The organism is Amycolatopsis sp. NPDC050768 (genome assembly GCF_040654155.1).
GTDB lineage: Bacteria > Actinomycetota > Actinomycetes > Mycobacteriales > Pseudonocardiaceae > Amycolatopsis.
Genome location: NZ_JBFAHL010000021.1, coordinates 143,280 through 168,763, shown reverse-complemented (window position 1 = coordinate 168,763; position 25,484 = coordinate 143,280). Strand labels below are relative to the sequence as shown.

The following is a 25,484-nucleotide window of genomic DNA, read 5'->3' as shown; positions in this document are numbered from 1 at the left end:
CCGCCCGGGTTCGTCCCGGGCGGCCCTTTTCGTTGACTGGCTTCAGGAAGCCGGCACCGGCGTGAGCGGGCCGGACACCCCGGACTGCTCGTGCGTGGTCATCTCCGCGAGCACGCGCGCGGCCATCATCAGCAGCGGCAGCGCGGTGACGGCGCCGGTGCCCTCGCCGAGGCGGACGTCGAGGTCGAGCAGCGCGCCGAGGTCGAGGTGCTCCAGCGCGAGGGCGTGGGCGGGCTCGCCGGTGAGCTGGCCGGACATCCACCAGCGGCGCGCACCGGGCGCGAGCTCCTCGGCCACCATCGCCGCCGCGCAGACGACGAGACTGTCGAGGACGACCGGGGTACGGCGGACGGCCGCCTGGGCCAGGAAACCTGCCATGGCGGCGATGTCGGCGCCGCTGGAGGTGCGCAGCAGGGCCAGCGGGTCGGCGAGGACCACGCGGGCGCGGCGCAGCGCGTCGCGCACGGCGGTGGCTTTGCGCATCCACGCGTTGTCGTCGATGCCCGAACCGCGCCCGACCACGGCCACGGGCTCGGTGCCGGTGAGCGCGGCGACCAGCACGGACGCCGGGGTGCTGTTGCCGATGCCCAGGTCGCCCGCGATGAGGAGGTCGGCGCCGCCGTCCACCTCGGCGTCGGCGACCTTGATGCCGGCCAGCACGGCTGCGCGCACCTCGTCGTCGGTGAGGGCGTCCTCGACGTCGATCGAGCCGGAGCCGCGCCGGACCTTGTACTCGCCGATGGAGCGCATGGCCGACTCTTCGGTGTCCACGGCCATGTCGACCACGCGCACGCTGGCGCCGGCCGCGGCGGCGAGCACGTTGATGGCCGCGCCGCCGGTCAGCATCGTGCCGACGAGCTGCGACGTGACCTCCGCCGGATACGCGGACACGCCCTTCTTCGCGATGCCGTGGTCGCCGGCGAACACCACGACCCGGGGCCGCGTGAACGGCCGCGGCGGCGCCTGGCCCTGGCACGACGAGATCCACACGCCGAGCTCCTCGAGCCGCCCCAGCGACCCCGCGGGCTTCACGAGCTTGCCGTGCAGGGCGATCGCCGCCGACCGGGCCTGGTCGCTGGGTGGTTCGATCTCGCCGAACTCGATGCTGGTGTCCGCGTCCACGCCAGGCCTTTCTCTCGCGGGAGTCCTCACGGGTCAACCTACCGGCCGCCGGAGAAAAAACTTCCGCGACCGTGTCGAACCGCGGCGGTACCGTTCGACGCGTCTTCGAGAGCCGCCCAGCGTGGGCGGAACCGGACGGAGGGGAGCCCCCGATGGGCAGGATCGTCAACGCCACGTTCATGACGCTCGACGGCGACATCACCAACATGGCCGCCTGGCACTGGGACTACTTCAGTGAGGAGGCCACCGCCGCCGCGCAGGCCCAGCTCGACCGCAGCGACGCGCTCATCATGGGCCGCAAGACCTACGACGGGTTCTCCGCCGCGTGGCCACAGCGGGGCGGCACCGACCTGTTCGCCGACCGGATGAACTCGATCGACAAGTACGTCGTCTCCTCGTCGCTGACCGATCCCCAGTGGACGAACAGCCACGTGCTCGGCGGTGCCGGTGGCGACGCCGTGGCCGCGGTGCGCGAGGTCAAGGAGCGCACCGACCGCGACATCCTGCAGTACGGCTTCGGCGACGTCACGCGGCTGCTGCTGGCCAACGGCCTGCTCGACGAGCTGCGCGTGTGGCTGCACCCCGTGATCTCCGGTGCGGCCAAGCCCGACGAGCTGCTTTACCGCGACACCGCGAAGGCGAACTTCACGTTCAACGGCAGCGAAGTGTTCGGCAACGGGATGGTGATCCTCAGCTACACCCCGGCGAACGCGGCCCAGTAGGGTCGCCGACCGTGGAGACGACAGCGGCAGGGGTCGTGCTGGCCAGCGGCGCCGGCACGAGGGTCGGCGCGGCGCTCAACAAGGTGTACCTGCCGATGGCGGGCCGCCGCGTCGTGGCGTGGTCGCTGGCGGCGTTCGCCGCGGTGCCCGAGGTCGGCGTGCTGGTGCTCGTGATCCGCGAGCAGGACACCGAGCTGGCCGACGAGGTGCTGGCCGCGCACCCGGGGAAGGTCGAGGTCGTCACCGGCGGTGCGACGCGGCAAGGGTCCGAGCTGAATGCCCTGCGCCACCTCGCCCCGCGCATCGAGTCGGGCGCCGTCGACGCCGTGCTGATCCACGACGCCGCCCGCCCGCTCGCGACTCCGGCGTTGATCGGCGACGTCCTCGCCAGGACCCGCGAGTTCGGCGGCGCCGTGCCGGGACTGGCCGCCGACGACGTGGTCTCGATGGCCGCCGACGGTTCGGTCGCCGCGCCGCTGCCGGGCGCGATCCGCGTGCAGACGCCGCAGGGCTTCCGCGCCGCGTCGCTGCTGGCGGCCTACGAACAGGCCGAAACCGAGGGCTTCCTGGGCACGGACACGGCTTCGTGCATGGAACGGTTCTCCGCGCTGCCGGTGCACTGGGTGCCCGGCGGCGCGGAGAACCTGAAGATCACCTACCCGCACGACCTCGCGGTGGCCGAGCGGTTGCTCTCCCGCTGAGCGGACGCCTGGCCCGTGCCCGCTCAGCGGCGGAGATCACAGCGCCGGGCTGCGGGTCAGTGTCGCGTCGCGCTCGACGACGGACTCGAGAGCCTCGTCGATCGCCGTCATCAGGTCCTCGTCCAGCTTCACGCCGGCGGCCTTGACGTTCTCGTGCACCTGCTCCGGGCGGGAGGCGCCGATGATCGCCGAGGCGACGTTCGGGTTCTGCAGGACCCACGCCACGGCCAGCTGCGCCATGCTCAGCCCGGCCTGCGCGGCCAGCGGCTCCAGCTTGGCGACCGCGGTCAGCGTCTCGTCGTTGAGGAAACGCTTGACCATGTTCGCGCCGCCGTTCTCGTCGGTCGCGCGCGAACCCTCCGGCAGGGGCTGGCCCGCCTTGTACTTTCCGGTGAGCACGCCCTGCGCGATCGGCGACCAGACGATCTGGCTCAGCCCCTCGCGCTCGGACGCCGGCACGACCTGCGACTCGATGACGCGCCACAGCATCGAGTACTGCGGCTGGTTGGAGATGAACGGCACCTTCAGCTCACGCGCGAGCGCCGCGCCCTGCGTGATCTGGTCGGCCGACCACTCCGAGACGCCCACGTAGAGCACCTTGCCCTGGCGGACCAGGTCGGAGAAGGCGAGCATCGTCTCTTCCAGCGGGGTGCCGTGGTCGAAGCGGTGCGCCTGGTAGAGGTCGAGGTAGTCGGTGCCGAGCCGCTGCAGGGACGCGGTGGCCGACTCCATGATGTGCTTGCGCGAGAGGCCCTTGTCGTTCTGGCCCTTCGGCCCGGTGGGCCAGAACACCTTCGTGAAGATCTCGAGGCTCTCTCGGCGCTGGCCCTTCAGGCCCCGCCCGAGCACGGACTCCGCCGCCGTGTTGGCGTACACGTCGGCCGTGTCGAAGGTCGTGATGCCGGCGTCGAGCGCCGCCTTGATGCAGGCCTGGGCCTGCTCCTCTTCGACCTGGGACCCGTGGGTGAGCCAGTTGCCGTAGGAGATCTCACTGATGTTGAGGCCGCTGCGGCCGAGTCGTCGAAACTCCATGCCGCTCAGCCTAGGCGGAGGTTGTTCGCCTTGCTAACGAACCTCCCCGATCGGGCAGTGGTGGTGCTCACGGGTGGTCGGCCCCGCCGTTCAAGGTGCGTTCACAGCGCTCACCGGGTACTCGCCGGCAGATAGCCGGATACGACAACGGCCGCCTCACCTGCGAAGGTGTGGCGGCCGTCACGAAAGCGCTCAGCCGGGGATCGGGTCGCCCGGGCGCAGGCGCGGCTTCGGGACCCGCAGCTTGCGGATCTGGCTCGCGCGCACGAAGGCGTACCAGCCGACGCCGCGGGTGGGCTCCTTCGGGAACCGCTCGCGGGCCAGGCGGGAGATCTTGCGGCCGTTGACCACGCCCTCGATGGCCATGACCAGCAGCATCGCCATGCAGATGAGGGTGATGTACTGCTGCGCCGCGGGCACCGGGATCAGCAGCGCGAGGAACACGAGGATCGCGAGCGGCATGAACAGGCCCAGGATGTTGCGGCGGGAGTCCACGAGGTCGCGCACATACGCCTTGACCGGGCCGCGGTCGCGCACGGGCAGGTACTTGTCGTCACCCGACATCATGCGTTCGCGGCGCTCTTTGGCGGCAGCCCGGCGGTCGTCCTTGCTGACCGGGTTCTCCTTGCGGAGCTGCTTGTTGCGCTTCATCGCCTCGCGCATGCTGGTGGGCGGCGGGGCGACCGGTCCGCGCTTGCGCCCTTCCGCTTCCCGCCGCGACGGTGTCGCCCGGCCTTTGCCCGGCGTGTACGCCTTCCCGGTGGTCGACGCGGGGTCGACGACGTCGGCGTCGACGTCGTCGGCGGGGGTCTTGGTGGTGCTTCGGCGCAGGAACCTCACCTCACCAGGGTATTGCAGGCGTCACGACGATGTTCGGCAGGTCGTGCGATGTGCGACGATGGAGGGGGAACAGATCGGGTACCCGGAGAGTTGAACTGTTTCGGACGACAAGTACCCGCAGTGAGTTCGACCTAGAGGGAGTGCCATGACGACCGCTGAGCAGACCGGTGCGGCGCAGGCCGAGACCGCCGAGGAGACCCACGGCGTGACCTTGACCGACGCCGCGGCGGTCAAGGCGAAGGCCCTGCTCGAGCAGGAGGGCCGCGACGACATGCACCTGCGCATCGCCGTCCAGCCCGGTGGCTGCGCGGGTCTGCGCTACCAGCTGTTCTTCGACGAGCGCGAGCTCGACGGTGACCTCTTCCGCGACTTCGACGGTCTGCGCGTGGCGGTCGACCGGATGAGCGCTCCGTACGTGTCCGAGGCTGTGATCGACTTCGTCGACTCGATCGAGAAGCAGGGCTTCACGATCGACAACCCGAACGCGACCGGCTCGTGCGCGTGCGGTGACAGCTTCCACTGAGCCGCGCGCTCGGTCAGCAAGCACAGATCAGTCAGCAAGCAGAGACACGAAGAAGGGCCCCAGCCGACTCGGCCGGGGCCCTTCTTCGTGCTCGAAGGCGGGGTGCCGGGGCCTCAGACGTAGGCGTCGAGGTCGGCGACCTGCGCGTGGCAGGCGTCGTCGACCTGCCACGGCCGCGCGGCCCGCGGGTGCGGCATCCGGTCGGTCGTGAGTCCCTCGCTGCGGAGCGCGGACGGGATGTGGGCGCAGTCGGCGATGAGCTCGCCGAGGTCTTCCGGTTCAGTGGCCGTGTTCACTTCCGTAACGCTATTGATCCTTCAGCGACTGGGAAAGCGGTACCAGCCGGTAGTGTCGGCCGAGGCGCGGGAACTACCCGGACGGGTCATGACCTGCGGGTAACCACGCCAGAGTCGCACGCACACGACAGCCAGAGGAGAACCGGTGGCAGACAAGGCCAGGATCGCCGTGTCCGGCAGCATCGCAACCGATCACCTGATGCACTTCCCCGGCAGGTTCGCCGAGCAGCTCGTGAAGGAACAGCTCCACCGGGTGTCCCTGAGCTTCCTGGCCGACGACCTCGTCGTCCGCCGCGGCGGCATCGGCGCCAACATCGCGTTCGGCCTCGGCGTGCTGGGCGTGAACCCCGTGCTCGTGGGTGCCGTGGGCTCCGACTGGGCCGACTACGCGTCGTGGCTGGAGCGCCATGGCGTGGACACCTCCGGGGTGCTGGTGTCCGAGGTCGCGCACACCGCGCGGTTCGTGTGCACCACCGACGAGGACCTGTGCCAGATCGCGACGTTCTACGCCGGCGCCATGGCCGAGTCGCGCAACATCGAGCTCAAGCCCATCGCCGACCGCACCGGCGAGCTGAGCCTCGTGCTGATCAGCCCGGACGACCCCGAGGGCATGGTCCGCCACGCGCAGGAGTGCCGCCAGCGCGGCTACACCTTCGCCGTCGACCCCTCGCAGCAGCTGGCCCGCATGGACGGCGCCCAGGTGCGCGACTTCATCGCGGGCGCCAAGTATCTGTTCAGCAACGACTACGAGTGGGAGCTGCTGCTCCAGAAGTCGGGCTGGACCGAGGCCGACGTGCTGGAGCGCGTGGGCATGCGCATCACGACGCTGGGCGAGAAGGGCGTGGAGATCATCGGCCGCGACGGCCTCGCCCTGCAGATCGGCGCCGTCCCGGAGCGCGGCAAGGCCGATCCGACGGGCGTCGGCGACGGCTTCCGCGCCGGCTTCCTCGCCGCGCTCGAAGGCGGCCTGGAGCTGGAGCGCGCCGCGCAGCTCGGCTCGCTCATCGCCGTGCTGGTCCTGGAGACCGTCGGCACGCAGGAGTGGATCTTCGACCGCACCGACGCCCTGGCCCGCCTCGGCGACGCGTTCGGCCCGGAAGCGGCGGACGAGATCGCCACGGTGCTGCCCGCCGCCTGACGTCCCGCGCAACACGAGAGTGGCCGCCCCCGGATGCGCAGGGCGGCCACTCTCGTATCAGCGGATCCGCACCAACCGGTTCACGCGCCGTAGTACCTCAGGTCGACCCGCAACGAGTGCAGCGTGCCGTCCGAGCCGGCCGTGGTCAGAATCACTTTCCGAAAAGTTTCAGGTGAAGCACGCTGCCGGACGAGGATCTCGCCGCCAAGCTGTTCAAGCTGCGTCGAAATCCCCGTTCGGATCTGGCGGAAACCGCGTCAGAGCTTCACCGGGTAGGCCGGTTCCGGAATCTCCGGCTTGATGCGGTGCTCGACGAAGATGCCGTGCCACAGCATGAACACCAGCAGCGCCCAGATCTGGCGGCTGCGGTCGAGCTGGCCGGCCTTGTGCTCCTCCAGCAGGCGCAGCACGGCGGGCTTGTCGAGCAGCTCGTCGGTCTTCGAGTCGTTGATGATGCCGCGCGCCCAGTCGTACATCTCGTTGCGCAGCCACAGGCGGATCGGCACGGGGAAGCCGAGCTTGCGTCGGTTGAGCACGTGGGCGGGGATGATCTTCGCGAGTGCCTGGCGCAGCGCGTACTTCGTGGTGCCGTGCGCGAGTTTCTGGTCCAGGGGAATGGAAGCGGCGACCTTGAACACCTCGGCGTCGAGGAACGGCACGCGCAGCTCCAGCGAGTTGGCCATGGTGACCTTGTCGGCCTTCACGAGGATGTCGCCGCGCAGCCAGGTGAACAGGTCCACGTGCTGCATGCGCGCCACCGGGTCCCAGCCGCGCGAGATGTCGTACCAGGGCGCGGTGACGTCCTTGAAGCCCACACCGTCCTGATAGGTCCGCAGCACGTTGCGCAACTGGTCGTCACGGAAGTTGCGGGCGTTGCCGTAGTAACGGTCCTCCAGCGGCAGCGCGCCGCGGCGCAGCAAGTCTTTGCCCCGCGTGCCTTCCGGGATCTTCGTGGACACCTTGCCGATGAGCTTGCGCACACCGCCGGGCACCTTTTCGAACGGTGCCAGCGAAATCGGCTCGTTGTAGATCGTGTAGCCGCCGAACAGCTCGTCGGCGCCCTCGCCGGACAGCACGGCCTTCACGTGCTTGCGCGCCTCGCGGGCGATGAACCACAGCGGCACCAGCGCCGGGTCGGCCACCGGGTCGTCGAGGTACCAGACGATGAGCGGCAGCGCCTCCATCATCTCGTCGGCGGAAACCGTGCGCACCACGTGCTTCACGCCGATCGCCGCGGCCGACTCGGCGGCCACGTCCACTTCGGAGTAACCCTCGCGCTCGAACCCGGTGGTGAACGCGATGAGGTTCGGATTGTGCTCCTTCGCCAGCGTCGCGGTGGCCGTGGAGTCGATGCCGCCGGACAGGAACGCGCCGACCGTCACGTCCGGGTCGGAGATCATGTGCTTGCCCACCGAGTCGCGCATCACATTCGCGATGCGCTCGTACAGCGCTTCGGCCTCACCGGCGCCGTTCACCGGCTTCGCCGCGAACTGCGGGTGGAAGTAGCGGGTGAACTCGACCTGCCCGCCCGGCACCACGCGGAACGAGGTGCCCGACTCGACGCGGCGCACCGCCGTGTGCAGCGACTCGGGCTCCGGCACGTACTGCAGCACCAGGTAGTGCTGCAGGGCCTTGCGGTCCAGCTCCTGGGCCACGCCGAGCGTGTCGGTGAGCTCCAGCAGGCTCTTCTTCTCGCTGGAGAACGCGACGCCGCCGGGGCCGGCGGCGTAGAACAGCGGCTTGATGCCGAACGGGTCCCGCGCGCCGAACACGACCTTCTCGGCGGAGTCCCAGATCATGAAGGCGAACATGCCGCGCAGCTTCTTCACCGCGTCGGCGCCCAGGTAGTGGTAAGCCGCGACGATCGCTTCGCCGTCGCCCTCGGTTTCGAACTTCGCGCCGAACTTTTCAGCCAGCTCTTCGCGCAGCTCACGGTAGTTGTAGATCTCGCCGTTGAAGTTCATGGTGTAGCGGCCCGGCGCCTCCGGCGGACCCCAGTGCAGCGGCTGGTGGGCGTGGTCGACGTCGATGAACGCCAGCCGGTTGAAGCCGTAGACGACCTCGCCGTCGGCCCAGGTGTCCTGCTCGTCGGGGCCGCGGTGGCGCTGGCAGCGCATCGCCGCGCCCACTGCTTCACGGGCGTTCGCCGCGTCGGTCTCGGTACCGCAGATCAGTCCAAGCAGGCCGCACACGCGTACTCACACACCTCAGGGTCTTCGCCGGTCCGGGGAAGGGCCCAGTATGCCGCGAACCGTGCACCGCGGACCGCATCGGGTGGACGCGCGCGCGTTGTGGTCACCCCTTGGACAGCGGGAACCGTGAACTCGGCTAGGCTCCGCCTGTCACGAAGATCGGTCGAGGAGGCTCTGGGTGAAAGGGCGAGGCGCAGTGGGAAAACCAGTGCACACCCACAGGGGTAAGCGAGTCGGCCGCGTTGCTGCGCTCGCCGCGCTGGTGGCGCTGACCGCGACGGGCTGCTCCGGGGACGAGATCCTCCGATTCGGCTGGCCGGTCGGGGTCACCCCGCAGGCCGAGGAGATGCAGAACCTCTGGACGTGGACGGTCGTCGCGGCGCTCGCCGTCGGTGTCATCGTGTGGGCCCTGATCTTCTGGACCGCGACGTTCCACCGCAAGAAGAAGAACTCCGCGGTCGAGGGTCCCGACGACCTCCCGCGGCAGTTCCAGTACAACATTCCGCTCGAGATCTTCACGGTCGTCGTCCCGACGATCATGGTCTGCGTCCTGTTCTTCTTCACGGCGACGACCGAGAGCAACGTCCTCGACAAGAAGCCCGACCCGGACGTGACCGTCGACGTGGTGGCCTTCCAGTGGAACTGGGAGTTCAAGTACGACGACGCGAACGCGAAGCGCCCGGACGGCACCCAGGTGAGCACCGTCGGCTCGTCCGGCGAGATCCCGCTGCTCGTGCTCCCCACGAACAAGACGATCGAGTACCGCTTGCGGTCCACCGACGTCATCCACTCGTTCTGGGTCCCGGAGTTCCACTTCAAGCGCGACGTGTTCCCGGACCCCGAGAAGAACAATCAGGACAGCTCGTTCCAGAACTCGATCGACCGCGAAGGCTCCTTCGTCGGCCGGTGCGCGGAACTCTGCGGCACGTACCACTCGGTGATGAACTTCGAGGTCCGCGCGCTCTCGCCGGACAAGTACGACCAGTACATCAAGCTGCGCACGGAAACCAACCCGAAGACGGGCCTGCCGAACACGGCTTCCGAGGCGCTGACGGCGATGAACTGCGGCGTGCTGTGCACCCCGCACTCGGTGACCACGCAGCCGTTCAACACCGACCGCACCGCGCGCACCGCGTCCAACTGACCGGTTCCGGCGAACCAGAGGAGTAGGGGAGAAAGTCCCATGAAGGTCGAAGCCCGGATTTTCTACATGGTGGCGGCGTTCGCCGTCGTCATGGCCGTCATCTACTGGGTCATGACCGCCCTCTACGCGACCGACCAGAAGGCCGAGCCCGTCGGCATCGTCTCGCTCTTCCTGACCGGTGGTCTCGCGTTCCTCGCGGGCAGCTACATGCAGTTCGTGTCCCGCCGGATCGAACCGCGCCCCGAGGACCGCGAGGACGCCGAGATCAGCGACGGTGCGGGCGAGCTCGGCTTCTTCAGCCCGGGCAGCTACTGGCCGATCGCCATGGCGGCCTCGGCCGCGCTGGGTGGTCTCGCGCTCGCGTTCTTCCACATCTGGCTGCTGGTCATGGCGCTCGTCGCCCTGCTCATCGCCGTGGGCGGGCTGGTGTTCGAGTACCACACGGGTCCGAACCACGAGTGACGTTTTCCCCGGTCGTTCGCGACCGGGACCTGCCGCCGCGCTGGGGTGCCAGCGCGGCGGCGAGCACCGCCAGCATTCCCAGGCCCTCCGGCCACGACAGCCGGTGGCCGAACGCCAGCACGTCCACCACCACCGCGACCACCGGGTACAGGTAGGACAGCAGCGCCACCGTCGTGGTGGGCAGCTTGCCGATGCTCGCGTACATCAGCACGTACATCACCGCTGTGTGCACGGTGCCGAGCAGCACCAGCCACAGCAGCCCCGGAACCGAGTGCGGTAACGGCGTGAACGCCAGCGCCGGGGCCAGCAGCACCGTCCCCACCGCCAACTGCACCGCCGCGAGCAGGTGCGGGCGCACGTGGGTGAGCTGCTTCGCCACGAACGACGTGCCGGCGTAGAGCACCGCCGCGCCCAGCGCGAGCGCGATCCCCGCGAACCGCACCGGTTGCCCGTCGTCGCCGTGGGCCGAGAGGGAGATCACCACCACGCCGGCGAACGCGACGCCCGCCCGGGCCAGGTGCGTCTTCGCGACTTTTTCACCCAGGAACGCCGCCGCCAGACCCACCAGGATGAGCGGCTGCGTGTGGTAGACGACGGTGCTCACGCCGATCGACGACAGCGTGTACGACGTGAACAGCAGCACCCAGTTGGCCACCAGCAGCACTCCGCCGAGCGCGGCCAGCAGCAGGTCGCGCAAGGACGGTCGCCAGCTGCGCAGATAACCGCGCGCGAGGCACCACACCACGAGCAGGACACCGCCGACGAGACAGCGGGCGAACGCGACGGCGGGCGCGGCGGCACCGCTTTCCAGCACTACCGCGCCGATCGTGCCCGACAGGGCCATGGCAGCCGACCACTGCAGGACCGGGCGGGTTTCGGGGTTCTTCATGCGTCACAGATTCGGCCCACGAGGCCCGCGCGAACAGTGTCAGAGATGACAACGACCGCAAAACTTGTGACACGCTGGGGTGCGTGGATGTGCAACGGGTCGCGGTGGTGCTGGCCGACCGGGTCTCACCGTTCGAGCTGGGCGTCGCGTGCGAGGTGTTCGGCACCGACCGCAGTGCGGACGGAATCGAGGGCTGGGAGTTCGGCGTGTGCTCGCCGAAGGGGTCCGAAAACCACACAGTGGACACCTGGTCCGGTTTCGGGCTCACGGGACTGTCCGGATTGGACTTCGCCGCGACGGCCGATCTGCTGATCGTGCCGACGTGCGAACCGCGCACGGTGGCGCCGCCGGAACCGGTTCTTGAGGTCCTCCGTGACGCCCGGGAGCGCGGCGCGTGGGTCGCCGGGTTCTGCGCCGGCGTGTTCTCCCTCGGCTACGCGGGCCTGCTCGACGGCCGCCGCTGCACCGTGCACTGGGTGTACGAACAGGACTTCCGCCGGCTCTTCCCGAAGGCTCTCGTGGACCCGCAGGCGCTGTACGCGGACGACGGCGGCGTGTCGACGAGCGCGGGCACCGTCGCGGCCGTGGACCTGTGCCTGCACCTCGTGCGGCGGCTGCGCGGCGTCGCGGCGGCCACCACGCTCGCGCGGCGGATGGTCGCGGCCCCGCACCGCGCGGGCGGGCAGGCGCAGTTCGTCGAGGCACCGCTGCCCGCCACCGCCTCGCCGGACGACGCCGTGGTCGCCGAGGCGCTGGAGTGGGTGGAACGGCGGCTGGACCGGCCGTTCACGGTCGCGGAGCTCGCGCGCCGCAGCGGGCTGGGGGAGCGGACGTTCCTGCGCCGGTTCTCCGCCGCGACGGGCACCACGCCGCACCGCTGGCTCACCGAACGCCGGCTCGACCGCGCGCAGGCGCTACTGGAGGAGGGCCGGCTGTCTGTCGAGGACATCGCGTCGGCCTGTGGCTACGCCTCAGCGGCCGCGCTGCGCCACCAGTTCACGCGCCTGCGGGCAACCACCCCGAGCGCCTACCGTGCGGCCTTCCAGGGCTCCTGAGCCGCTTTTCTCCCCGGCACCGCTCCCGCACACGACGAAGGCGGCACCGGAAGATTCCGGTGCCGCCTTCGTCGTGGTCAGGTCAGCGAGACGCCGAGGAGAACGTGATCCAGCGCTCCAGCAGGGCCGCCGCCGCGCCGGAGTCGATGGCGCGGTTGGCCTGCTCCAGCCCGGTGGCCAGATCGTCCTCCAGCGAACCGGAGAAGCCCCGGAACGCGGCTAGCGCGGCCGCCGCGTTGAGCACCACGGCGTCGCGCACCGGACCGGTCTTGCCGGCCACGAACTGGCGCACCACTTCGGCGTTGGCCGTCGCGTCGCCGCCGCGCAGGTCCTCGGCCGTGGCGCGCGGGATGCCGAGCGCACTGGGGTCGAAGCTGCGTTCGGTCACGGTGCCGTCCGAGACCATCCAGACCGACGTGGTCGTGGTGGTGGTGATCTCGTCGAGGCCGTCGTCGCCGCGGGCCACGAGCACCGAGAAACCGCGCTGTGCGAACACTTCCGCCAGCACACGGGTCTTGTCCGCGTACGCGCAGCCGATCAGCGCGCTGCGCGGCTGGGCCGGGTTGGTGAGCGGGCCGAGCAGGTTGAACGTCGTCGGCACGCCCAGCTCCCGCCGCGGCGGGCCGGTGTGGCGGAACGCCGGGTGGAACGCGGGCGCGAAGCAGAAGCCGATGCCGATCTCGCGCAACGACCGGTGCACCGCGTCCGGTGCCAAGTCGATCGCGACGCCGAGCGTCTCCAAAACGTCGGCCGCGCCCGACTTCGACGAAGCGCTGCGGTTGCCGTGCTTGGCAACGGGCGCGCCCGCGGCCGCTGTGACGATCGTCGCCATCGTGGAGATGTTGACCGAGTTGGACCGGTCGCCGCCCGTGCCGACGATGTCGACGGCGGGCGCGTCCAGTTCGATGCGGCGCGCGTGCGCCAGCATCGCCTCGGCCATGCCAGAGATCTCCTCCGGCGTCTCGCCCTTGGCGCGCAACGCGATCGCGAACCCGGCGATCTGCGCCTGCGTGGCCGCTCCGGACATGATCTGGTCCATGGCCCACGCCGTGTCGTCGGCGGACAGGTCCGAGCGCCCGATCAGCTGCGTCAGCAGGCCGGACCAGGTGTGGGGGACCGGGGTGGTGCCCATCCCCGGCTCAGCCGTTGACGGCGGGCACACGCCCGGCGCGCAGCACGCCGGCGACGGTCTCCGCCGCGGTCAGCGGGTCGAGTGGGTGCACCAGCACGGCGTCGGCCTGCGACCAGGTGGCGAGCCAGCGGTCGTCCTTGCGCCGCACGGCCACCACGATCGGCGGGCAGTCGGTGATCTCGTTCTTGAGCTGGCGGGTCAGGCCGATGCCGCCGGTGGGCTGGGCCTCGCCGTCGAGGATCGCGAGGTCGACGGTGCCGGCGTCCACCTCGGACAGCACGTCGGCGATCCCGGCCGCCTCGACGTACTCCACGCGGTCCAGGTCGGCGGCGGGCCGCCGGCCGACGGCGTTGATGATCGCGTCGCGGACCTCGGCCTTGTGGCTGAACACCAGGATCCGCTTCGTCTGCTCGCCCATTGAGCACGCCTCCGTCTCGTCACGGGTGGAACTTCGCGATCGTATCGGCCGAGATGCATCTCACGCGGACGCGGTGGGCGACTCACCCGGTTGCCGGGCGTCCCAGCCGAGCGCGTCGCCGCCGAGGCGCTGCGCCAGACCGGCCATCCGCGAGCGTTCCTGGGCGCAGTGCAGGGCGTCGAGCACCTGCACCCGCAGGGCGTGGACCAGCACTCGGTCGCCGTCGGGGCCTTGCTCGCGCAGCTCCCACCCGTCCTGCGCGAGGATCGCCGCCGCCTCGGCCACGCGATCGGGCGGCAGGCTCAGGTGGTGGACGAAGACGGCGGGCGCGGATGCGACCCAGCCGGGTGAATTCGCGAGCACCGCCGAGTCGGCCACGGCGGGGTCGAACGCCTCCGCGACGATCATCAAACCGGGCGCATCAGGCGTCAGACCGGGACTTTCGCGCTTTCGGGCCAGGTCACGAAGCCGACCGAGCAAACTCACGAGTAGCTCCTGCCTGTGCCGGGTTCGGGTGTGATGCGAAGCTCCCACGACCCGCCGTGGACCCGAAGGGCGGGGTGCCCGCGCGGGAGGACATAATGCGATCCGTGACAACGGCAGCTTCCACCATCAGCCAGCGGGTCCACTCGCTGAACCGGCCGAACATGGTCAGCGTCGGCACAGTCGTGTGGCTGTCCAGCGAACTGATGTTCTTCGCCGGACTGTTCGCCATGTTCTTCACCGTCAAGGCGCAGAACGCGGCCGGCGCACCCTGGCCGCCTCCCCTGCACGGCGAGGAATTCCACCTCAACATCCCGTACGCGATCCCGTTCACGGTGATCCTGGTGCTGTCCTCGCTGACGTGCCAGTTCGGCGTCTTCGCCGCGGAGCGCGGCGACGTCTACGGGCTCCGGCGCTGGTACATCGTCACGTTGATCATGGGCGCGATCTTCGTCGCGGGCCAGGCCAACGAGTACCACAACCTGGTGGAGGAGGGGCTGACGATCCCGTCCGGCCCGTTCGGCACGGTGTTCTACCTCGCCACCGGTTTCCACGGCCTGCACGTGATCGGCGGGCTCATCGCGTTCGTGTATCTGCTGATCCGCACCAAGCTCAGCAAGTTCACGCCCGCACAGGCCACCTCGGCGATCGTCGTGTCGTACTACTGGCACTTCGTCGACATCGTGTGGGTGGGCCTCTTCGCGGTGATCTACATCCTCCCCTGATCCCGCCCGCCGCCACCACCATCGGCCTGAACTGACAGCAAGGGTTGCCGCAAGATGACCACCAGCAAGAAGTCCCCGGAGCGCCGGTTCCGCGCGCGTTCGAAGCTGCGCAGGCGTTTCGCCGGCCTGCTCGCACTCGGTGTCGCGCTGGTGGGAGCCGGCGCCCTGTACGCCGTGTTCGCGCCCGAGCCCCAGACCGCGCAGGCCCAGGGCGACCCGGCTCTGCTGCGGCAGGGTGAGCAGGTCTACAACAACACCTGCATCGAGTGCCACGGCAAGAACCTCGAGGGCGTGCAGGACCGCGGTCCGAGCCTCATCGGCGTCGGCGACGCGGCCGTGTACTTCCAGACCTCGTCCGGCCGCATGCCCGCCGCGCGCCAGGAGGCGCAGATCGAGCGCAAGCCGCCGAAGCTCACGCCGAGCGAGATCGATGCCGTCGGCGCCTTCGTGCAGGCCCACGGTGGCGGCGCGCAGCGCCCCGACGAGACCGGTGCCGCGCTGCGCGGCAGCGACCCGGCGCGCGGTGGCGAGCTGTTCCGCCTCAACTGCGCGTCGTGCCACAACTTCACCGGTCGCGGTGGCGCGCTGTCGGCGGGCAAGTACGCGCCGGACCTCGACCCGGCCACCGAAGAGCAGATCTACGACGCGATGCTCACGGGGCCGCAGAACATGCCGAAATTCTCCGACCGGCAGCTCAACCCGGAGGAGAAGAAAGACATCATCGCTTATGTAAAGTCGGTGTCGGACGGCAACAACAACCCGGGTGGTAACGGCCTCGGCGGGTTCGGTCCCGCTTCCGAAGGCCTTATCGCTTTCGTCGTCGGAATTGCCGCGCTCGTGGGCATCACACTGTGGATTGGATCGAAGGCATGAGTGCCGAAGGGCCCCAGCCGCCCTCGGAGGCGGAACTGGCCGAGATGGACCGCGACCAGCTGCTCAAGCTGGGCGGTCAGCTGGACGGCGTCGAGATCGTCGACTACCCGGAACCGTGGCCGGTCAAGGACACCCGCGCCGAACGCCGCGCGCAGCGGCTCGTCGCGTTCTGGTTCGCCCTGTCCGCGCTCGCGGGCCTGGCGTTCGTCGTGGTCGTCGCCTGGCCGCATTGGTGGGAGTACAAGGACCCGAGCGACGCGAGCGGGCACGCCACCTACAGCCTGTACACCCCGGCACTGGGCGTCACGCTGGGCATCGCGGTGCTCGCGCTCGGCATCGGCGTGATCCTGTACACGAAGAAGTTCGTGCCGCAGGAGACCGCGGTGCAGCAGCGCAGCGACGGTCCGTCGGCCGAGGTCGACCGCGCCACGATCCTCGCGCACCTGGCCGACGCCGGGGCCCGCAGCACCATCGCCCGCCGGTCGCTGATCAAGCGCACCGCCGGTGCGAGTGCCGGAGTGCTGGGTCTCGCGGTCGCGGCCCTGCCGCTGGCGTCCTTCATCAAGGACCCGTGGAAGGACACCGAGAACGAGAACTCGCTGTGGCACACCGGCTGGCAGCCGCAGCACCCGGGTGAGGTCGTCTACCTGCGCGCCAACACCGGCAGCCTGGACGACGACGTCGAGAAGGGCGTGACCCTGCTGCGCGTCGAAGACCTCGACGCCGGCGGCATGGAGACGGTGTTCCCGTACCGCAAGACCGAGGCGGGCAACCGCGAGGCGCTGGCCGCCGCGCTGACCCGCGTCGACAACCCGGTGATGCTCATCCGGCTGCGCCCCACCGACGCCGCGCGCGTGGTGAAGCGGAAGGGCCAGGAGGACTACAACTTCGGCGACTACTACGCGTACACGAAGATCTGCAGCCACGTCGGCTGCCCGACCTCCCTGTACGAGCAGCGCACGAACCGCATCCTCTGCCCGTGCCACCAGTCGCAGTTCGACGCCCTGCACTACGCCAAGCCCATCTTCGGCCCGGCGACGCGTCCGCTGGCCCAGCTGCCGATCACGGTTGACTCAGAGGGATACTTGATCGCACGGGGCGACTTCAACGAGGCCATCGGTCCGGCCTTTTGGGAGCGTAAGTCATGAGCTCACTGACCACGCCCACCAAGGGCACGAGCGCGCTCGAGCAACACCTCGGCGAGGCCGCGGACAACGCGGACCAGCGGTACAAGCTGGCCAAGGGCCTGCGTCACCAGATGAACAAGGTCTTCCCCACGCACTGGTCGTTCCTGCTGGGCGAGATCGCGCTGTACAGCTTCATCATCATCCTGCTCTCGGGTGTGTACCTGACGCTGTTCTTCGACCCCTCCATGCAGGAAGTCACCTACCACGGGAGCTTCCAGAACCTGCAGGGCGTCGAGATGTCGCAGGCGTTCCGCACCACGCTGGACATCTCGTTCGACGTGCGCGGCGGCCTCTTCGTGCGGCAGCTGCACCACTGGGCCGCGCTGATCTTCGTCGCCTCGATGATGATCCACATGTTCCGGATCTTCTTCACCGGCGCGTTCCGCAAGCCGCGTGAGGCCAACTGGATCATCGGTGGCCTGCTGCTGGTCCTGGGAATGTTCGAGGGCTTCTTCGGCTACTCGCTCCCGGACGACCTGCTCTCCGGTACCGGTATCCGCGCGACCCTGTCGGGCATCGTCCTCTCGGTGCCGGTCATCGGCACCTGGATCCACTGGGCGCTGTTCGGCGGCGAGTTCCCGGGCGACCAGATCATCCCGCGCCTGTACACACTGCACATTCTGCTGATCCCAGGCATCATGCTCGCGCTCGTCGGTGTGCACCTGGCGCTGGTCTGGTACCAGAAGCACACGCAGTTCCCGGGTGTGCGGCGCAAGGAGACCAACGTCGTCGGCGTGCGGATCATGCCGTACTTCGCCCTCAAGGGCGGCGCCTTCTTCACGCTGGTCACCGGTGTCATCGCGCTGATGTCCGGCCTGTTCCAGATCAACCCGGTCTGGAACTTCGGGCCGTACAACCCGTCGATGGTGTCGGCCGGGTCGCAGCCTGACTTCTACATGGCCTGGGCCGACGGCATGCTGCGCATCTGGCCCGCGTGGGAGGTCTACCTCGGGAACTACACGATCCCGGCGGTGTTCTTCCCCGGCGCGGTGGGCATGCCGCTGCTGATCGGGCTGCTGCTGGCGTACCCGTTCATGGAACGCAAGCTGTCGAAGGACAACGCGGCGCACAACCTGCTCCAGCGGCCGCGCGACGCACCGGTCCGCACCGCGCTGGGCATGATGGCGCTCGGGTTCTTCCTGGTCATCGAGCTGTCGGGCTTCAACGACATCATCGCCGACCAGTTCGACATCTCCCTGAACGCCACCACATGGGCCGGCCGCATCGGCGTGCTGATCGTGCCGCCGATCGCCTACTACATCACCTACCGGATCTGCCTGGGTCTGCAGCGGGCCGACCGCGAGGTGCTGGAGCACGGCGTGGAAACGGGCATCATCAAGCGCCTGCCGCACGGTGAGTTCATCGAGGTCCACCAGCCGCTGGCCGGCGTGGACAGCCACGGCCACGCGGTCCCGCTCGAGTATCAGGGCGCCGCAGTGCCGAAGAAGATGAACAAGCTCGGCACCGCCGGGCACGCCGTCCCGGGTTCGATCTGGACCCCGGACCCGCCGGAGGAGTCGGCCGCTCTCGAGCGGGCGTCGCACGGCAACGGGCACGCCGAGCTGGAAAGCTCGGAGTCCGAGTCGCACGAGGTCGGGACCAAGCACTAGCTCTCCATACGACGGAGGCCCCTTCACCCAGGCGGGTGGAGGGGCCTTCCTCGTTGTCCGGAGCTGTGTTGTCCGAAGTTGTTCGCAGCGCAGGGCCTTTTACATAAACGATCAGGCGCCTTCGACGCCGATCTCGAACGCGGAGTCCGTGTCGGCCCGTGAGTACGAGCGGAACGCGATGTGCGTGACGGTGTCCAGCACGCCGCTCACCTTGCCGATGCGGCCGGGGATGAGGTCGGCGAGGTCCTCGTGGGCCTTCACGCGCACTGTGGCGATCAGGTCGACGTCACCGGCGCACGAGTAGACCTCGTTGACCCCTTCGAGGTCCGCGATCGCCTGTGCGGCCTGCGGGATCTCCTCGGCCTCTACGTTGATCAGCACGATCGCCGTGATCACAGCGTTCCTCCACTCCCTGGCGGTACCCGACGAGCGCTGATCGTAGCCTTCATCACCCCGCCACCCGTTCCAGCGTCCGCGCACCGGCCGCCAGGTCGAGCCACCCGCGCCAGCCGGCGACGGCGGTGGGTTCGGCCCAGGGCCGCGTGGTGCGCACGAGCCGCACGCCGGGCCGGGCGAGCCAGCGCAGCAGCACCGTGACTTCTTCTCCGGACGCGCCGCGCAACGGCCCTTCGCCGGGCAGCACGGTTTCCGCGGCGGCGACCAGGTGTTCCACCACCGGCATCGGCGGCACTCCGCGGCGGGCTACCCCCGCGGACGCCAGGCGGCCGTGGCGGATCACCGACAGCTCCCAGCCGCCGTTGCCGTCCGGGTTGGCGGCGATGAGTTCGGCAATGTCGGCGAGCGCGGCTTGCCGGTGGGACCGGCCGACGGCACGCACGAGGTCCGCCAGCTCGTCGCGATGGCGGGCGGCCTGCTCGTAGTGCCGGCCCTCCGAGAGCCGGTCGAGCTGGGCCGCGGCGATCTTCAGGGGACGCCCGTCGTCGCCGGAGATGAGGTCGCGCGCGGCCGTGACGGCGGGGGAGTAGTCGTCCACGCTCTGGCGGCCGGCGCACGGCGCGCCGCAGCGGCCCAGCTCGGCCAGCACACACGGGGTCGCGGAGCCGCCGCGGGCCGAGATCCGCATCGTGCACGTGCGCAGCCCGGCGGCGCCCGCGAGCGTGTCGGCGGCCGTGCGGGCGTCGGCCTGGCTGCGGAAGGGGCCGAGGGTGCCTTCGCGCGGCAGCCGGACCACGGACAGGCGCGGGAAGGCCTCGTCGGTGAGCCCGACCCACCACGCGTGGTGCGGGTTCTTCGAGCGCCGGTTGTACATCGGCCGGTGGGCCGCGATGAGCCGCAGCTCGCGGATCTCGGCCTCCAGCGAGTGGGCGCATTCGATGGCCTCCACGCGTTCGGCCAGGGCCACCATCTCGCGGATGCGCCCGCGGCTTTCCGAGCCCGTGAAGTACTGCCGCACGCGCCGGCGCAGGTCCCGCGCGGTGCCGACGTAGAGGACCTCCTCACGCGGGCCGCGGAACAGGTACACCCCGGGCCGCGCAGGCAGGTCGGCCGCGAGGTGGCGTTTGCGCCGCTGCGCGGTGGTCACCTCGGGCAGGTAGTCGACGAGCTCTTCGACCGTGTGCACGCCGACGTTGCCGACCCGCTCCAGCAGCGCGTGGAGCACGTCGACGGTGGCACGGGCGTCGTCGAGCGCTCGGTGCGTGGGCCGGGTGCGGGAGCCGAGCAGCATCGCCAGGTTCGAGAGCCGGTAGCTGCGCGCCTCCTCGCGCGGGATCACGCGCCGGGCGAGCTTCACCGTGCAGATCACCGTGGCGCGCGGCCAGACATAGCCGTGGCCCTCGCACGCGGCCCGCATGAAGCCCGTGTCGAACCCCGAGTTGTGGGCCACGAGCACCGCGCCGGAGATGAACTCGAGGAACGCGGGCAGCACGCGCTCGATGCGCGGCGCGTCGTAGACCATCGCCTGCGTGATGCCCGTGAGCTCCACCACCTGCGGCGGGATCGGCGAACCCGGGTTCACCAGCGTCGCGAACTCGGCCACCACCTCACCGCCGCGCACCTTCACGGCCCCGATCTCGGTGATCGCGTCCGGTCCCGGCTTCGTGCCCGTGGTCTCGAGGTCGAAGACGACGAACGTGATGTCCCGCAACGGGGTGCCGAGCTCGTCGAAGGCCAGCTGAGCCTGGCCGGGCCGCGGTCGGGTGTCCATGATCGCGCACTTTAGGACCGCCCACCGACAATCCCGGACGGCGCGATCCGTGTGACGGGTGTGGCGCGGGTGCCTGGTGGGGTGGTTCCCACGTCCGGTGACCAGCGGCGCGCGATCCGGCCCCGGGGCCTACCCTGGACCAATGCACCCCCAGCCCGTGGATCCGGTCGCACCCGAGGACGCCGTCGGCCCCTCGGCCGTGCCGGCGCGGGCTGACGCGACCGCGGTGCCGGCCGAGACCGGCGCGGCCGAGATCCCCGAAGCCGACATGGCGGCGCCCGAGCCCGCTTCCTGGACGGGCCTGCCGGACGCCGTGCGCGAGCGTATCGCCGAGCTGGCGGCCACTGCCGTCGCGAAGCTGCCGCCCACCGACGTGCCGCGGCAGCTGCGTCCCGTCGCGAAGTTCGCGCCCGCGAAGCGCGCGAAGCTCGGCGGCGCCGCGTTGCTGGCCGCGCTGGGCGACTCAGCGCAGTTCCGCACCGCCGTGATCGAGTGGCTGCGCGAGCACCGCACCGACGCGCTGGACCCCAACGCCGCCGATTCCGTCGTCGGCGCGGCCGCCGCCGTGCTGCTGGGGGAGTCGGGCGCGGCTGGGCGCGTGCGGCTCGTCGCGAAGAACGCGGAAGAGACGGCGCTGCGGGCAGAACGCGACGCCGCGCTGGCTCGTAACCAGAAGCTCGAGGCGGAGCTCGCCGAGCTGCGCGGGGAACTGGACCAGGCGCGCGGCGCCGTGGAGGCCGCTCGCGGTGAACGCGAGGCCGAGGTCGAGAAGCTGCTGCGCCGGCTGCGTGAGCAGGGCGTGCAGCTGCGGCAGGCCCGAGACGCCGCCGAGCAGGCCCTCGCCGAGGTCGCGCGCGGCGGCACGGCGAAGGCCGAGGAGATCGACGCCCTGACCACGCAGCTGGACCGCGAGCGTCGCCGCGTGGCGGCCGAGCGCGCGCGGGCGGAGCGGGCGGTCACCGACGCCGAGATCGCCCGTCAGTCGGCCCGTGAGGCCCGGGAAGCCGACGAGGTGCGCCTGGCGCTGCTGGTCGACACGATCGACGGCGCCGTGACCGGCCTGCGCCGCGAGCTGATGCTGAGCGACCGCGGCGCGCGGCCTGCCGACATGGTGCGCGGCGCCACGTCGGGGCTCGGCCCGGGCGGGCGCGTGCAGGACGTCGGGGCGCTCGACCGCTACCTCGCGCTGCCCAACGTGCACCTCATCGTCGACGGCTACAACGTCACCAAGACCGGCTACCCCGAGCTGGCGCTGGCCGATCAGCGCGACCGGCTCATCCACCAGCTCTCCGCCCTCGCCGCGCGCACGAGCGCCGAGGTCACAGTGGTGTTCGACGGGGCAGGCGTGCTGTCCGTACCGGCGTCGGTGCCGCGCGGTGTGCGCGTGCTGTTCTCCGACCGCGGCGTGCTGGCCGACGACGTGATCCGCTCGATCGTGGCGGCCGAGCCGAAGGGCCGGCCGATGGTCGTGGCGACGTCCGACCGGGCGGTCGCCGACTCGGTCCGCGCGACCGGTGCCCACTCGGCGCCCTCGGCGGTGCTGGTCAGCCGCCTGAGCCGCGTCTGAGACCCGTCCGGGGGACGGCTGAGGCCGACGGGACGGAAACTGTCGGTGGTGGCTCCTACCGTGCGTCCCAGGAAGCACGACAGCCAACTTGCGGTGAGGAGCCTCCCGTGACCGAGAACACGAACCACCACCCGCCCGACTGGACCGACTTCGACGAACCGGCCGACCGCGACCTCGATCTCGACAGCGTTGATTTCGGCGACGTTGACCTCGATAGTGTCGATCTCAGCGACGTCGATCCGGCGGACCTCGACACGCTGGTCGTCGACTGCGACCGCTGCGCCGTGCGGGGCCACGCGTGCCACGACTGTGTGGTGAGCGTGCTGCTCGGCCCGCCGGTCGCCCTGGCGTGGGACGCGGACGAACGGCGAGCCGTCGACGCGCTCGCCGAGGCGGGGATGGTGCCCCGGCTGCGCTTGGTTTCGGAGCCCGAACGTAAGCCAGCGTGACACTTCTGGGTGATAACGGCGCGACGAGTGGTCGATCTAGTCGGATGAACGGTCGGTAGCGAATTCACGCAATTTAGACACCACAGAGTATGACCGCGATCACACAAACCCTCCCTCGCTGGTCCGATGGTGTTTCGGCGAACTACGGAGAGTTTTTATGTGGGGCCCGGTGGACGCGGTGACGGTCTTTTCGTAACCTGTCCGAGATCTCGTGGCCAGCAGCCGTCGGCAAGACGGCGACGCGAGATCGCCGCCGGAAAAGGCTTTGTCGGGGAGCCAACACCGGAACCACACCGTGCGCGTGAGGCTGTTGCAGTGAAACGCGGCCCGGAAACGCGCGGGGTGGACGCACGGAAGAGGGCCCCCGACCTCTTCGGCGTCACGAGGTTCCGACGGCGGCCCGACAGCAAAGGAGACACGCGCGACCGTGCAGTCGCATCCAGTGAAGCGCGTGGTGTCAGGTGCCCTCGCGGCAGCTTCGGTGATCGCCATGGTCACCATCGCCCAGCCCTCGGCCACGGCCATCGCAGCTCCCATCCCCGCCCTCCAGACCCCGCCCGACTCCGGTTCGGACGCCCTCGCGAAGTACCGCGACCTCGCCTCGCAGGCCGAAAAGGCCAACGAGGACCTCCTCAAGGCCCAGGACGACCAAGCGGCCCGCCAGAAGGACCTCGACAAGGCCAACGGCGACGTCGAGAACGCGAAGAAGTCCGCGCAGCAGGCCGAGAACAACGAGAAGCTCTACCGCGTCGACGTCGACAAGTTCGCCGGCGCCTCGTTCCTCAGCGGCGTGCAGATGAACAAGCTCTCGGCGCTGCTCGCGGGCACGTCGACGCAGGAGTTCCTCGAGCGTTCTTCCGCGCTGGACCAGATCGCGTCCCAGAAGGACGCCGCGCTCGACGCGCTGGCCGGTGCCGCGAAGCAGGCTCAGGACGCCACGAAGCTGGCCGCCGACGCCGCCAAGCGCGCGACGGACGCCCGTGACGCGGCTGCGAAGCTGGCGAACGACATCAAGACCAAGCAGAAGACGCTCAAAGACCAGATCGACCAGCTCAAGAAGACCGAGCCCGCGCTGTCCACACTGGACCAGGCCCTGCGCGGCGACAAGGGCAGCGCCCCGCCGGTGAACATCAAGGCGCCCGGGCCCGCAGCCCAGGCGGCCGTGGACGCGGCGCTGAGCCGTCTCGGCGACGCCTACGTGTGGGGCGCCACCGGCCCGAGCACGTTCGACTGCTCGGGCCTGATGCAGTGGGCCTACCGGCAGGCGGGCATCACGCTGCCTCGCTCGAGCCGGGAGCAGTCGACCTTCGGCACCCCGATCCCGCGCAGCCAGCTCCAGCCGGGCGACCTGGTGTTCTACTACACCCCGGTCTCCCACGTGGGCATGTACATCGGCGAAGGCAAGATGGTGCACGCTCCGACCACCGGCGACGTCGTGAAGATCTCGCCGCTGCAGAGCCAGTACGTGGGCGCCCGCCGCCCCAGCAGCTGAGCAGCAACCCTTCCCTGACCACGGGGCGGTACCGCACACGCGGTGCCGCCCCGTGGTCGTTGGTGGGCCACAGCGCCGGCGAGCGTGCCCAGTAGCCTGCCCGTGTGCTGAGGACGCTGCTCGTGACCAACGACTTCCCGCCGCGGCCCGGGGGGATCCAGAACTACCTCAACTCGCTCGCCACGCGGCTCCCGGCCGACGACCTGGTGGTCTACGCGCCGTCGTGGGAAGGGAAAGCCGGCTCGCACGTCGACTTCGACGCCGAGGCGCCGTTCGAGGTCGTGCGGCACCCGACGTCGCTGATGCTGCCGACGCCCGACGTGCTGCGCCGCGCGAAGCAGATCATGCGGGCCCGCGACTGCGAAGCCGTGTGGTTCGGTGCGGCCGCGCCGCTGGCGCTGCTGGGGCACCCGCTGCGCCAGGCCGGCGCGAGGCGGGTCGTCGCGTCCACGCACGGGCACGAGGTCGGCTGGTCGATGCTGCCGGGTTCGCGCCAGGCGCTGCGGCGCATCGGCGACACGGTCGACGTGCTCACCTACGTCAGCAAGTACACGCGCCGCCGCTTCGGCGCGGCGTTCGGGCCGATGGCGGGGCTCGAGATGCTGCCGTCCGGCGTCGACACCACGCTCTTCGCGCCCGACGCGGGGGCGCGCGAGGAGATCCGCGCCCGCCACGGCCTGGGCGACCGGCCGACGGTCGTGTGCGTGTCGAGGCTCGTGCCGCGCAAGGGCCAGGACATGCTCATCCGCACGCTGCCGGAGCTGCGCAAGCGCGTGCCGGACGTGGCGCTGCTGCTGGTCGGCGGCGGTCCGTACCGCAAGCGGCTCACGGAGCTCGTCGCCGAGCTCGACGTGGCCGACAACGTGGTCATCACCGGCTCCGTGCCGTGGGCCGAGCTGCCGGCGCACTACAACGCGGGCGACGTCTTCGCGATGCCCGCGCGCACCCGCGGCAAGGGGCTCGACGTGGAGGCGCTGGGGATCGTCTACCTGGAGGCGTCGGCGACCGGCTTGCCCGTGGTGGCCGGCACGTCGGGCGGCGCGCCCGAGGCGGTGCTCGACGAGGTGACCGGTCACGTCGTGGACGGTCGCGACGTCGGCCAGCTGCGCGACACCCTCGAGGCCCTCCTGTCCGACCCCGTGCGGGCCCGCCGGATGGGCGAGGCAGGGCGCGCGTGGGTCGCGGAGAACTGGCGCTGGGACACGATGGCGCAGCGCCTGTCCGGCCTGCTGGACGGCGATCCGGTCGCCGCCGTGCGCTAGGGC

General features: G+C 70.3%; 26 protein-coding genes. 15 read left to right on the top strand and 11 right to left on the bottom strand.

The window, feature by feature from the left end; translation table 11 throughout:
- Positions 1-42: 42 nt before the first annotated feature.
- Positions 43-1,122, bottom strand: coding sequence for a nicotinate-nucleotide--dimethylbenzimidazole phosphoribosyltransferase (gene cobT, locus AB0H62_RS42390; protein ID WP_220237935.1), 1,080 nt, complete (start codon positions 1,120-1,122; stop codon positions 43-45).
- Positions 1,123-1,274: 152 nt separating this feature from the next.
- Between cobT and AB0H62_RS42385 the strand changes: the two genes are divergently transcribed.
- Together AB0H62_RS42385 and AB0H62_RS42380 are read left to right on the top strand one after the other, a co-directional pair.
- Positions 1,275-1,844, top strand: coding sequence for a dihydrofolate reductase family protein (locus AB0H62_RS42385; RefSeq protein WP_220237936.1), 570 nt, complete (start codon positions 1,275-1,277; stop codon positions 1,842-1,844).
- Between the two features lie 11 nt (positions 1,845-1,855).
- On the top strand, positions 1,856-2,545 hold the full coding sequence (locus AB0H62_RS42380) for an IspD/TarI family cytidylyltransferase (RefSeq protein WP_360592068.1): 690 nt from the start codon (positions 1,856-1,858) through the stop codon (positions 2,543-2,545).
- A gap of 36 nt (positions 2,546-2,581) precedes the next feature.
- Here the strand turns inward: AB0H62_RS42380 and AB0H62_RS42375 are convergent, their stop codons facing one another.
- Both AB0H62_RS42375 and AB0H62_RS42370 read right to left on the bottom strand, forming a co-directional pair.
- The gene (locus tag AB0H62_RS42375; protein WP_360592067.1) at positions 2,582-3,577 is read right to left on the bottom strand and encodes an aldo/keto reductase family protein; all 996 of its coding nucleotides are present in this window, start codon (positions 3,575-3,577) and stop codon (positions 2,582-2,584) included.
- Between the two features lie 192 nt (positions 3,578-3,769).
- Positions 3,770-4,417, bottom strand: coding sequence for a DUF3043 domain-containing protein (locus AB0H62_RS42370; protein WP_220237939.1), 648 nt, complete (start codon positions 4,415-4,417; stop codon positions 3,770-3,772).
- Between the two features lie 145 nt (positions 4,418-4,562).
- Between AB0H62_RS42370 and AB0H62_RS42365 the strand changes: the two genes are divergently transcribed.
- Positions 4,563-4,940: an iron-sulfur cluster assembly accessory protein gene (locus AB0H62_RS42365; RefSeq protein WP_220237940.1), complete on the top strand. Its 378-nt coding sequence runs from the start codon at positions 4,563-4,565 to the stop codon at positions 4,938-4,940.
- A gap of 113 nt (positions 4,941-5,053) precedes the next feature.
- Here the strand turns inward: AB0H62_RS42365 and AB0H62_RS42360 are convergent, their stop codons facing one another.
- Complete coding sequence (locus AB0H62_RS42360; protein ID WP_220237941.1) at positions 5,054-5,236, bottom strand: hypothetical protein; 183 nt, start codon at positions 5,234-5,236, stop codon at positions 5,054-5,056.
- Between the two features lie 145 nt (positions 5,237-5,381).
- Between AB0H62_RS42360 and AB0H62_RS42355 the strand changes: the two genes are divergently transcribed.
- Positions 5,382-6,374, top strand: a complete 993-nt coding sequence (locus tag AB0H62_RS42355; RefSeq protein ID WP_220237942.1) for a carbohydrate kinase family protein — start codon at positions 5,382-5,384, stop codon at positions 6,372-6,374.
- A 257-nt stretch (positions 6,375-6,631) separates the two neighbouring features.
- On the opposite strand, the gene asnB is transcribed toward AB0H62_RS42355, so the two are convergent.
- On the bottom strand, positions 6,632-8,566 hold the full coding sequence (gene asnB / locus AB0H62_RS42350; RefSeq protein WP_220237943.1) for an asparagine synthase (glutamine-hydrolyzing): 1,935 nt from the start codon (positions 8,564-8,566) through the stop codon (positions 6,632-6,634).
- A gap of 196 nt (positions 8,567-8,762) precedes the next feature.
- On the opposite strand from asnB, the gene coxB reads away from it, so the two are divergent.
- Positions 8,763-9,710, top strand: coding sequence for a cytochrome c oxidase subunit II (coxB, locus tag AB0H62_RS42345; protein ID WP_220237944.1), 948 nt, complete (start codon positions 8,763-8,765; stop codon positions 9,708-9,710).
- 39 nt (positions 9,711-9,749) lie between these two features.
- Positions 9,750-10,172 carry a cytochrome c oxidase subunit 4 gene (locus AB0H62_RS42340; RefSeq protein WP_220237945.1) on the top strand — a complete coding sequence of 141 codons (423 nt, stop codon included), beginning with the start codon at positions 9,750-9,752 and terminating at the stop codon, positions 10,170-10,172.
- On the opposite strand, the gene AB0H62_RS42335 is transcribed toward AB0H62_RS42340, so the two are convergent.
- Entirely contained in the window at positions 10,117-11,061 is a 945-nt protein-coding gene (locus tag AB0H62_RS42335; protein WP_220237946.1) for a DMT family transporter, read from the bottom strand. The two genes, AB0H62_RS42340 and AB0H62_RS42335, sit on opposite strands and share 56 nt — an antisense overlap.
- Before the next feature lie 83 nt (positions 11,062-11,144).
- On the opposite strand from AB0H62_RS42335, the gene AB0H62_RS42330 reads away from it, so the two are divergent.
- Positions 11,145-12,116: a helix-turn-helix domain-containing protein gene (locus AB0H62_RS42330; protein WP_360592066.1), complete on the top strand. Its 972-nt coding sequence runs from the start codon at positions 11,145-11,147 to the stop codon at positions 12,114-12,116.
- Between the two features lie 82 nt (positions 12,117-12,198).
- On the opposite strand, the gene trpD is transcribed toward AB0H62_RS42330, so the two are convergent.
- Genes trpD through AB0H62_RS42315 form a run of 3 tightly spaced genes read right to left on the bottom strand, consistent with a single transcriptional unit; the run spans position 12,199 to position 14,152 of the window.
- Positions 12,199-13,248, bottom strand: coding sequence for an anthranilate phosphoribosyltransferase (trpD, locus tag AB0H62_RS42325; RefSeq protein WP_360592065.1), 1,050 nt, complete (start codon positions 13,246-13,248; stop codon positions 12,199-12,201).
- Between the two features lie 7 nt (positions 13,249-13,255).
- Positions 13,256-13,666 (bottom strand): hypothetical protein, encoded by a 411-nt coding sequence (locus AB0H62_RS42320; protein WP_220237949.1) that lies wholly within the window; start codon positions 13,664-13,666, stop codon positions 13,256-13,258.
- Between the two features lie 60 nt (positions 13,667-13,726).
- Positions 13,727-14,152, bottom strand: coding sequence for a hypothetical protein (locus AB0H62_RS42315; RefSeq protein ID WP_360592064.1), 426 nt, complete (start codon positions 14,150-14,152; stop codon positions 13,727-13,729).
- 95 nt (positions 14,153-14,247) lie between these two features.
- Between AB0H62_RS42315 and AB0H62_RS42310 the strand changes: the two genes are divergently transcribed.
- From AB0H62_RS42310 to AB0H62_RS42295, 4 genes are read left to right on the top strand one after another with little or no spacing between them, the layout of a single operon-like run.
- A complete protein-coding gene (locus AB0H62_RS42310) occupies positions 14,248-14,874 on the top strand; it encodes a heme-copper oxidase subunit III (protein ID WP_220237951.1) in 627 nt (208 codons plus the stop codon).
- Between the two features lie 54 nt (positions 14,875-14,928).
- Positions 14,929-15,747, top strand: a complete 819-nt coding sequence (locus AB0H62_RS42305; protein WP_220237952.1) for a c-type cytochrome — start codon at positions 14,929-14,931, stop codon at positions 15,745-15,747.
- A complete protein-coding gene (locus AB0H62_RS42300; protein ID WP_220237953.1) occupies positions 15,744-16,895 on the top strand; it encodes a ubiquinol-cytochrome c reductase iron-sulfur subunit in 1,152 nt (383 codons plus the stop codon). The genes AB0H62_RS42305 and AB0H62_RS42300 overlap by 4 nt, the downstream gene beginning before the upstream one ends.
- Positions 16,892-18,544: a cytochrome bc complex cytochrome b subunit gene (locus AB0H62_RS42295; protein WP_220237954.1), complete on the top strand. Its 1,653-nt coding sequence runs from the start codon at positions 16,892-16,894 to the stop codon at positions 18,542-18,544. Before AB0H62_RS42300 ends, AB0H62_RS42295 begins: the two co-directional genes overlap by 4 nt.
- Before the next feature lie 111 nt (positions 18,545-18,655).
- Here the strand turns inward: AB0H62_RS42295 and AB0H62_RS42290 are convergent, their stop codons facing one another.
- The gene (locus AB0H62_RS42290; protein WP_220237955.1) at positions 18,656-18,940 is read right to left on the bottom strand and encodes an Lrp/AsnC ligand binding domain-containing protein; all 285 of its coding nucleotides are present in this window, start codon (positions 18,938-18,940) and stop codon (positions 18,656-18,658) included.
- Between the two features lie 52 nt (positions 18,941-18,992).
- Entirely contained in the window at positions 18,993-20,711 is a 1,719-nt protein-coding gene (locus tag AB0H62_RS42285) for a DEDD exonuclease domain-containing protein (RefSeq protein WP_360592063.1), read from the bottom strand.
- A gap of 142 nt (positions 20,712-20,853) precedes the next feature.
- On the opposite strand from AB0H62_RS42285, the gene AB0H62_RS42280 reads away from it, so the two are divergent.
- From AB0H62_RS42280 to AB0H62_RS42265, 4 genes are all read left to right on the top strand, one after another.
- A complete protein-coding gene (locus AB0H62_RS42280) occupies positions 20,854-22,278 on the top strand; it encodes an NYN domain-containing protein (protein WP_220237957.1) in 1,425 nt (474 codons plus the stop codon).
- Positions 22,279-22,535: 257 nt separating this feature from the next.
- Positions 22,536-22,727 (top strand): hypothetical protein, encoded by a 192-nt coding sequence (locus AB0H62_RS42275; protein ID WP_220247473.1) that lies wholly within the window; start codon positions 22,536-22,538, stop codon positions 22,725-22,727.
- 427 nt (positions 22,728-23,154) lie between these two features.
- Entirely contained in the window at positions 23,155-24,219 is a 1,065-nt protein-coding gene (locus AB0H62_RS42270) for an NlpC/P60 family protein (protein ID WP_360592062.1), read from the top strand.
- 104 nt (positions 24,220-24,323) lie between these two features.
- On the top strand, positions 24,324-25,481 hold the full coding sequence (locus tag AB0H62_RS42265; RefSeq protein WP_220237959.1) for a glycosyltransferase family 4 protein: 1,158 nt from the start codon (positions 24,324-24,326) through the stop codon (positions 25,479-25,481).
- Positions 25,482-25,484: the final 3 nt, after the last annotated feature.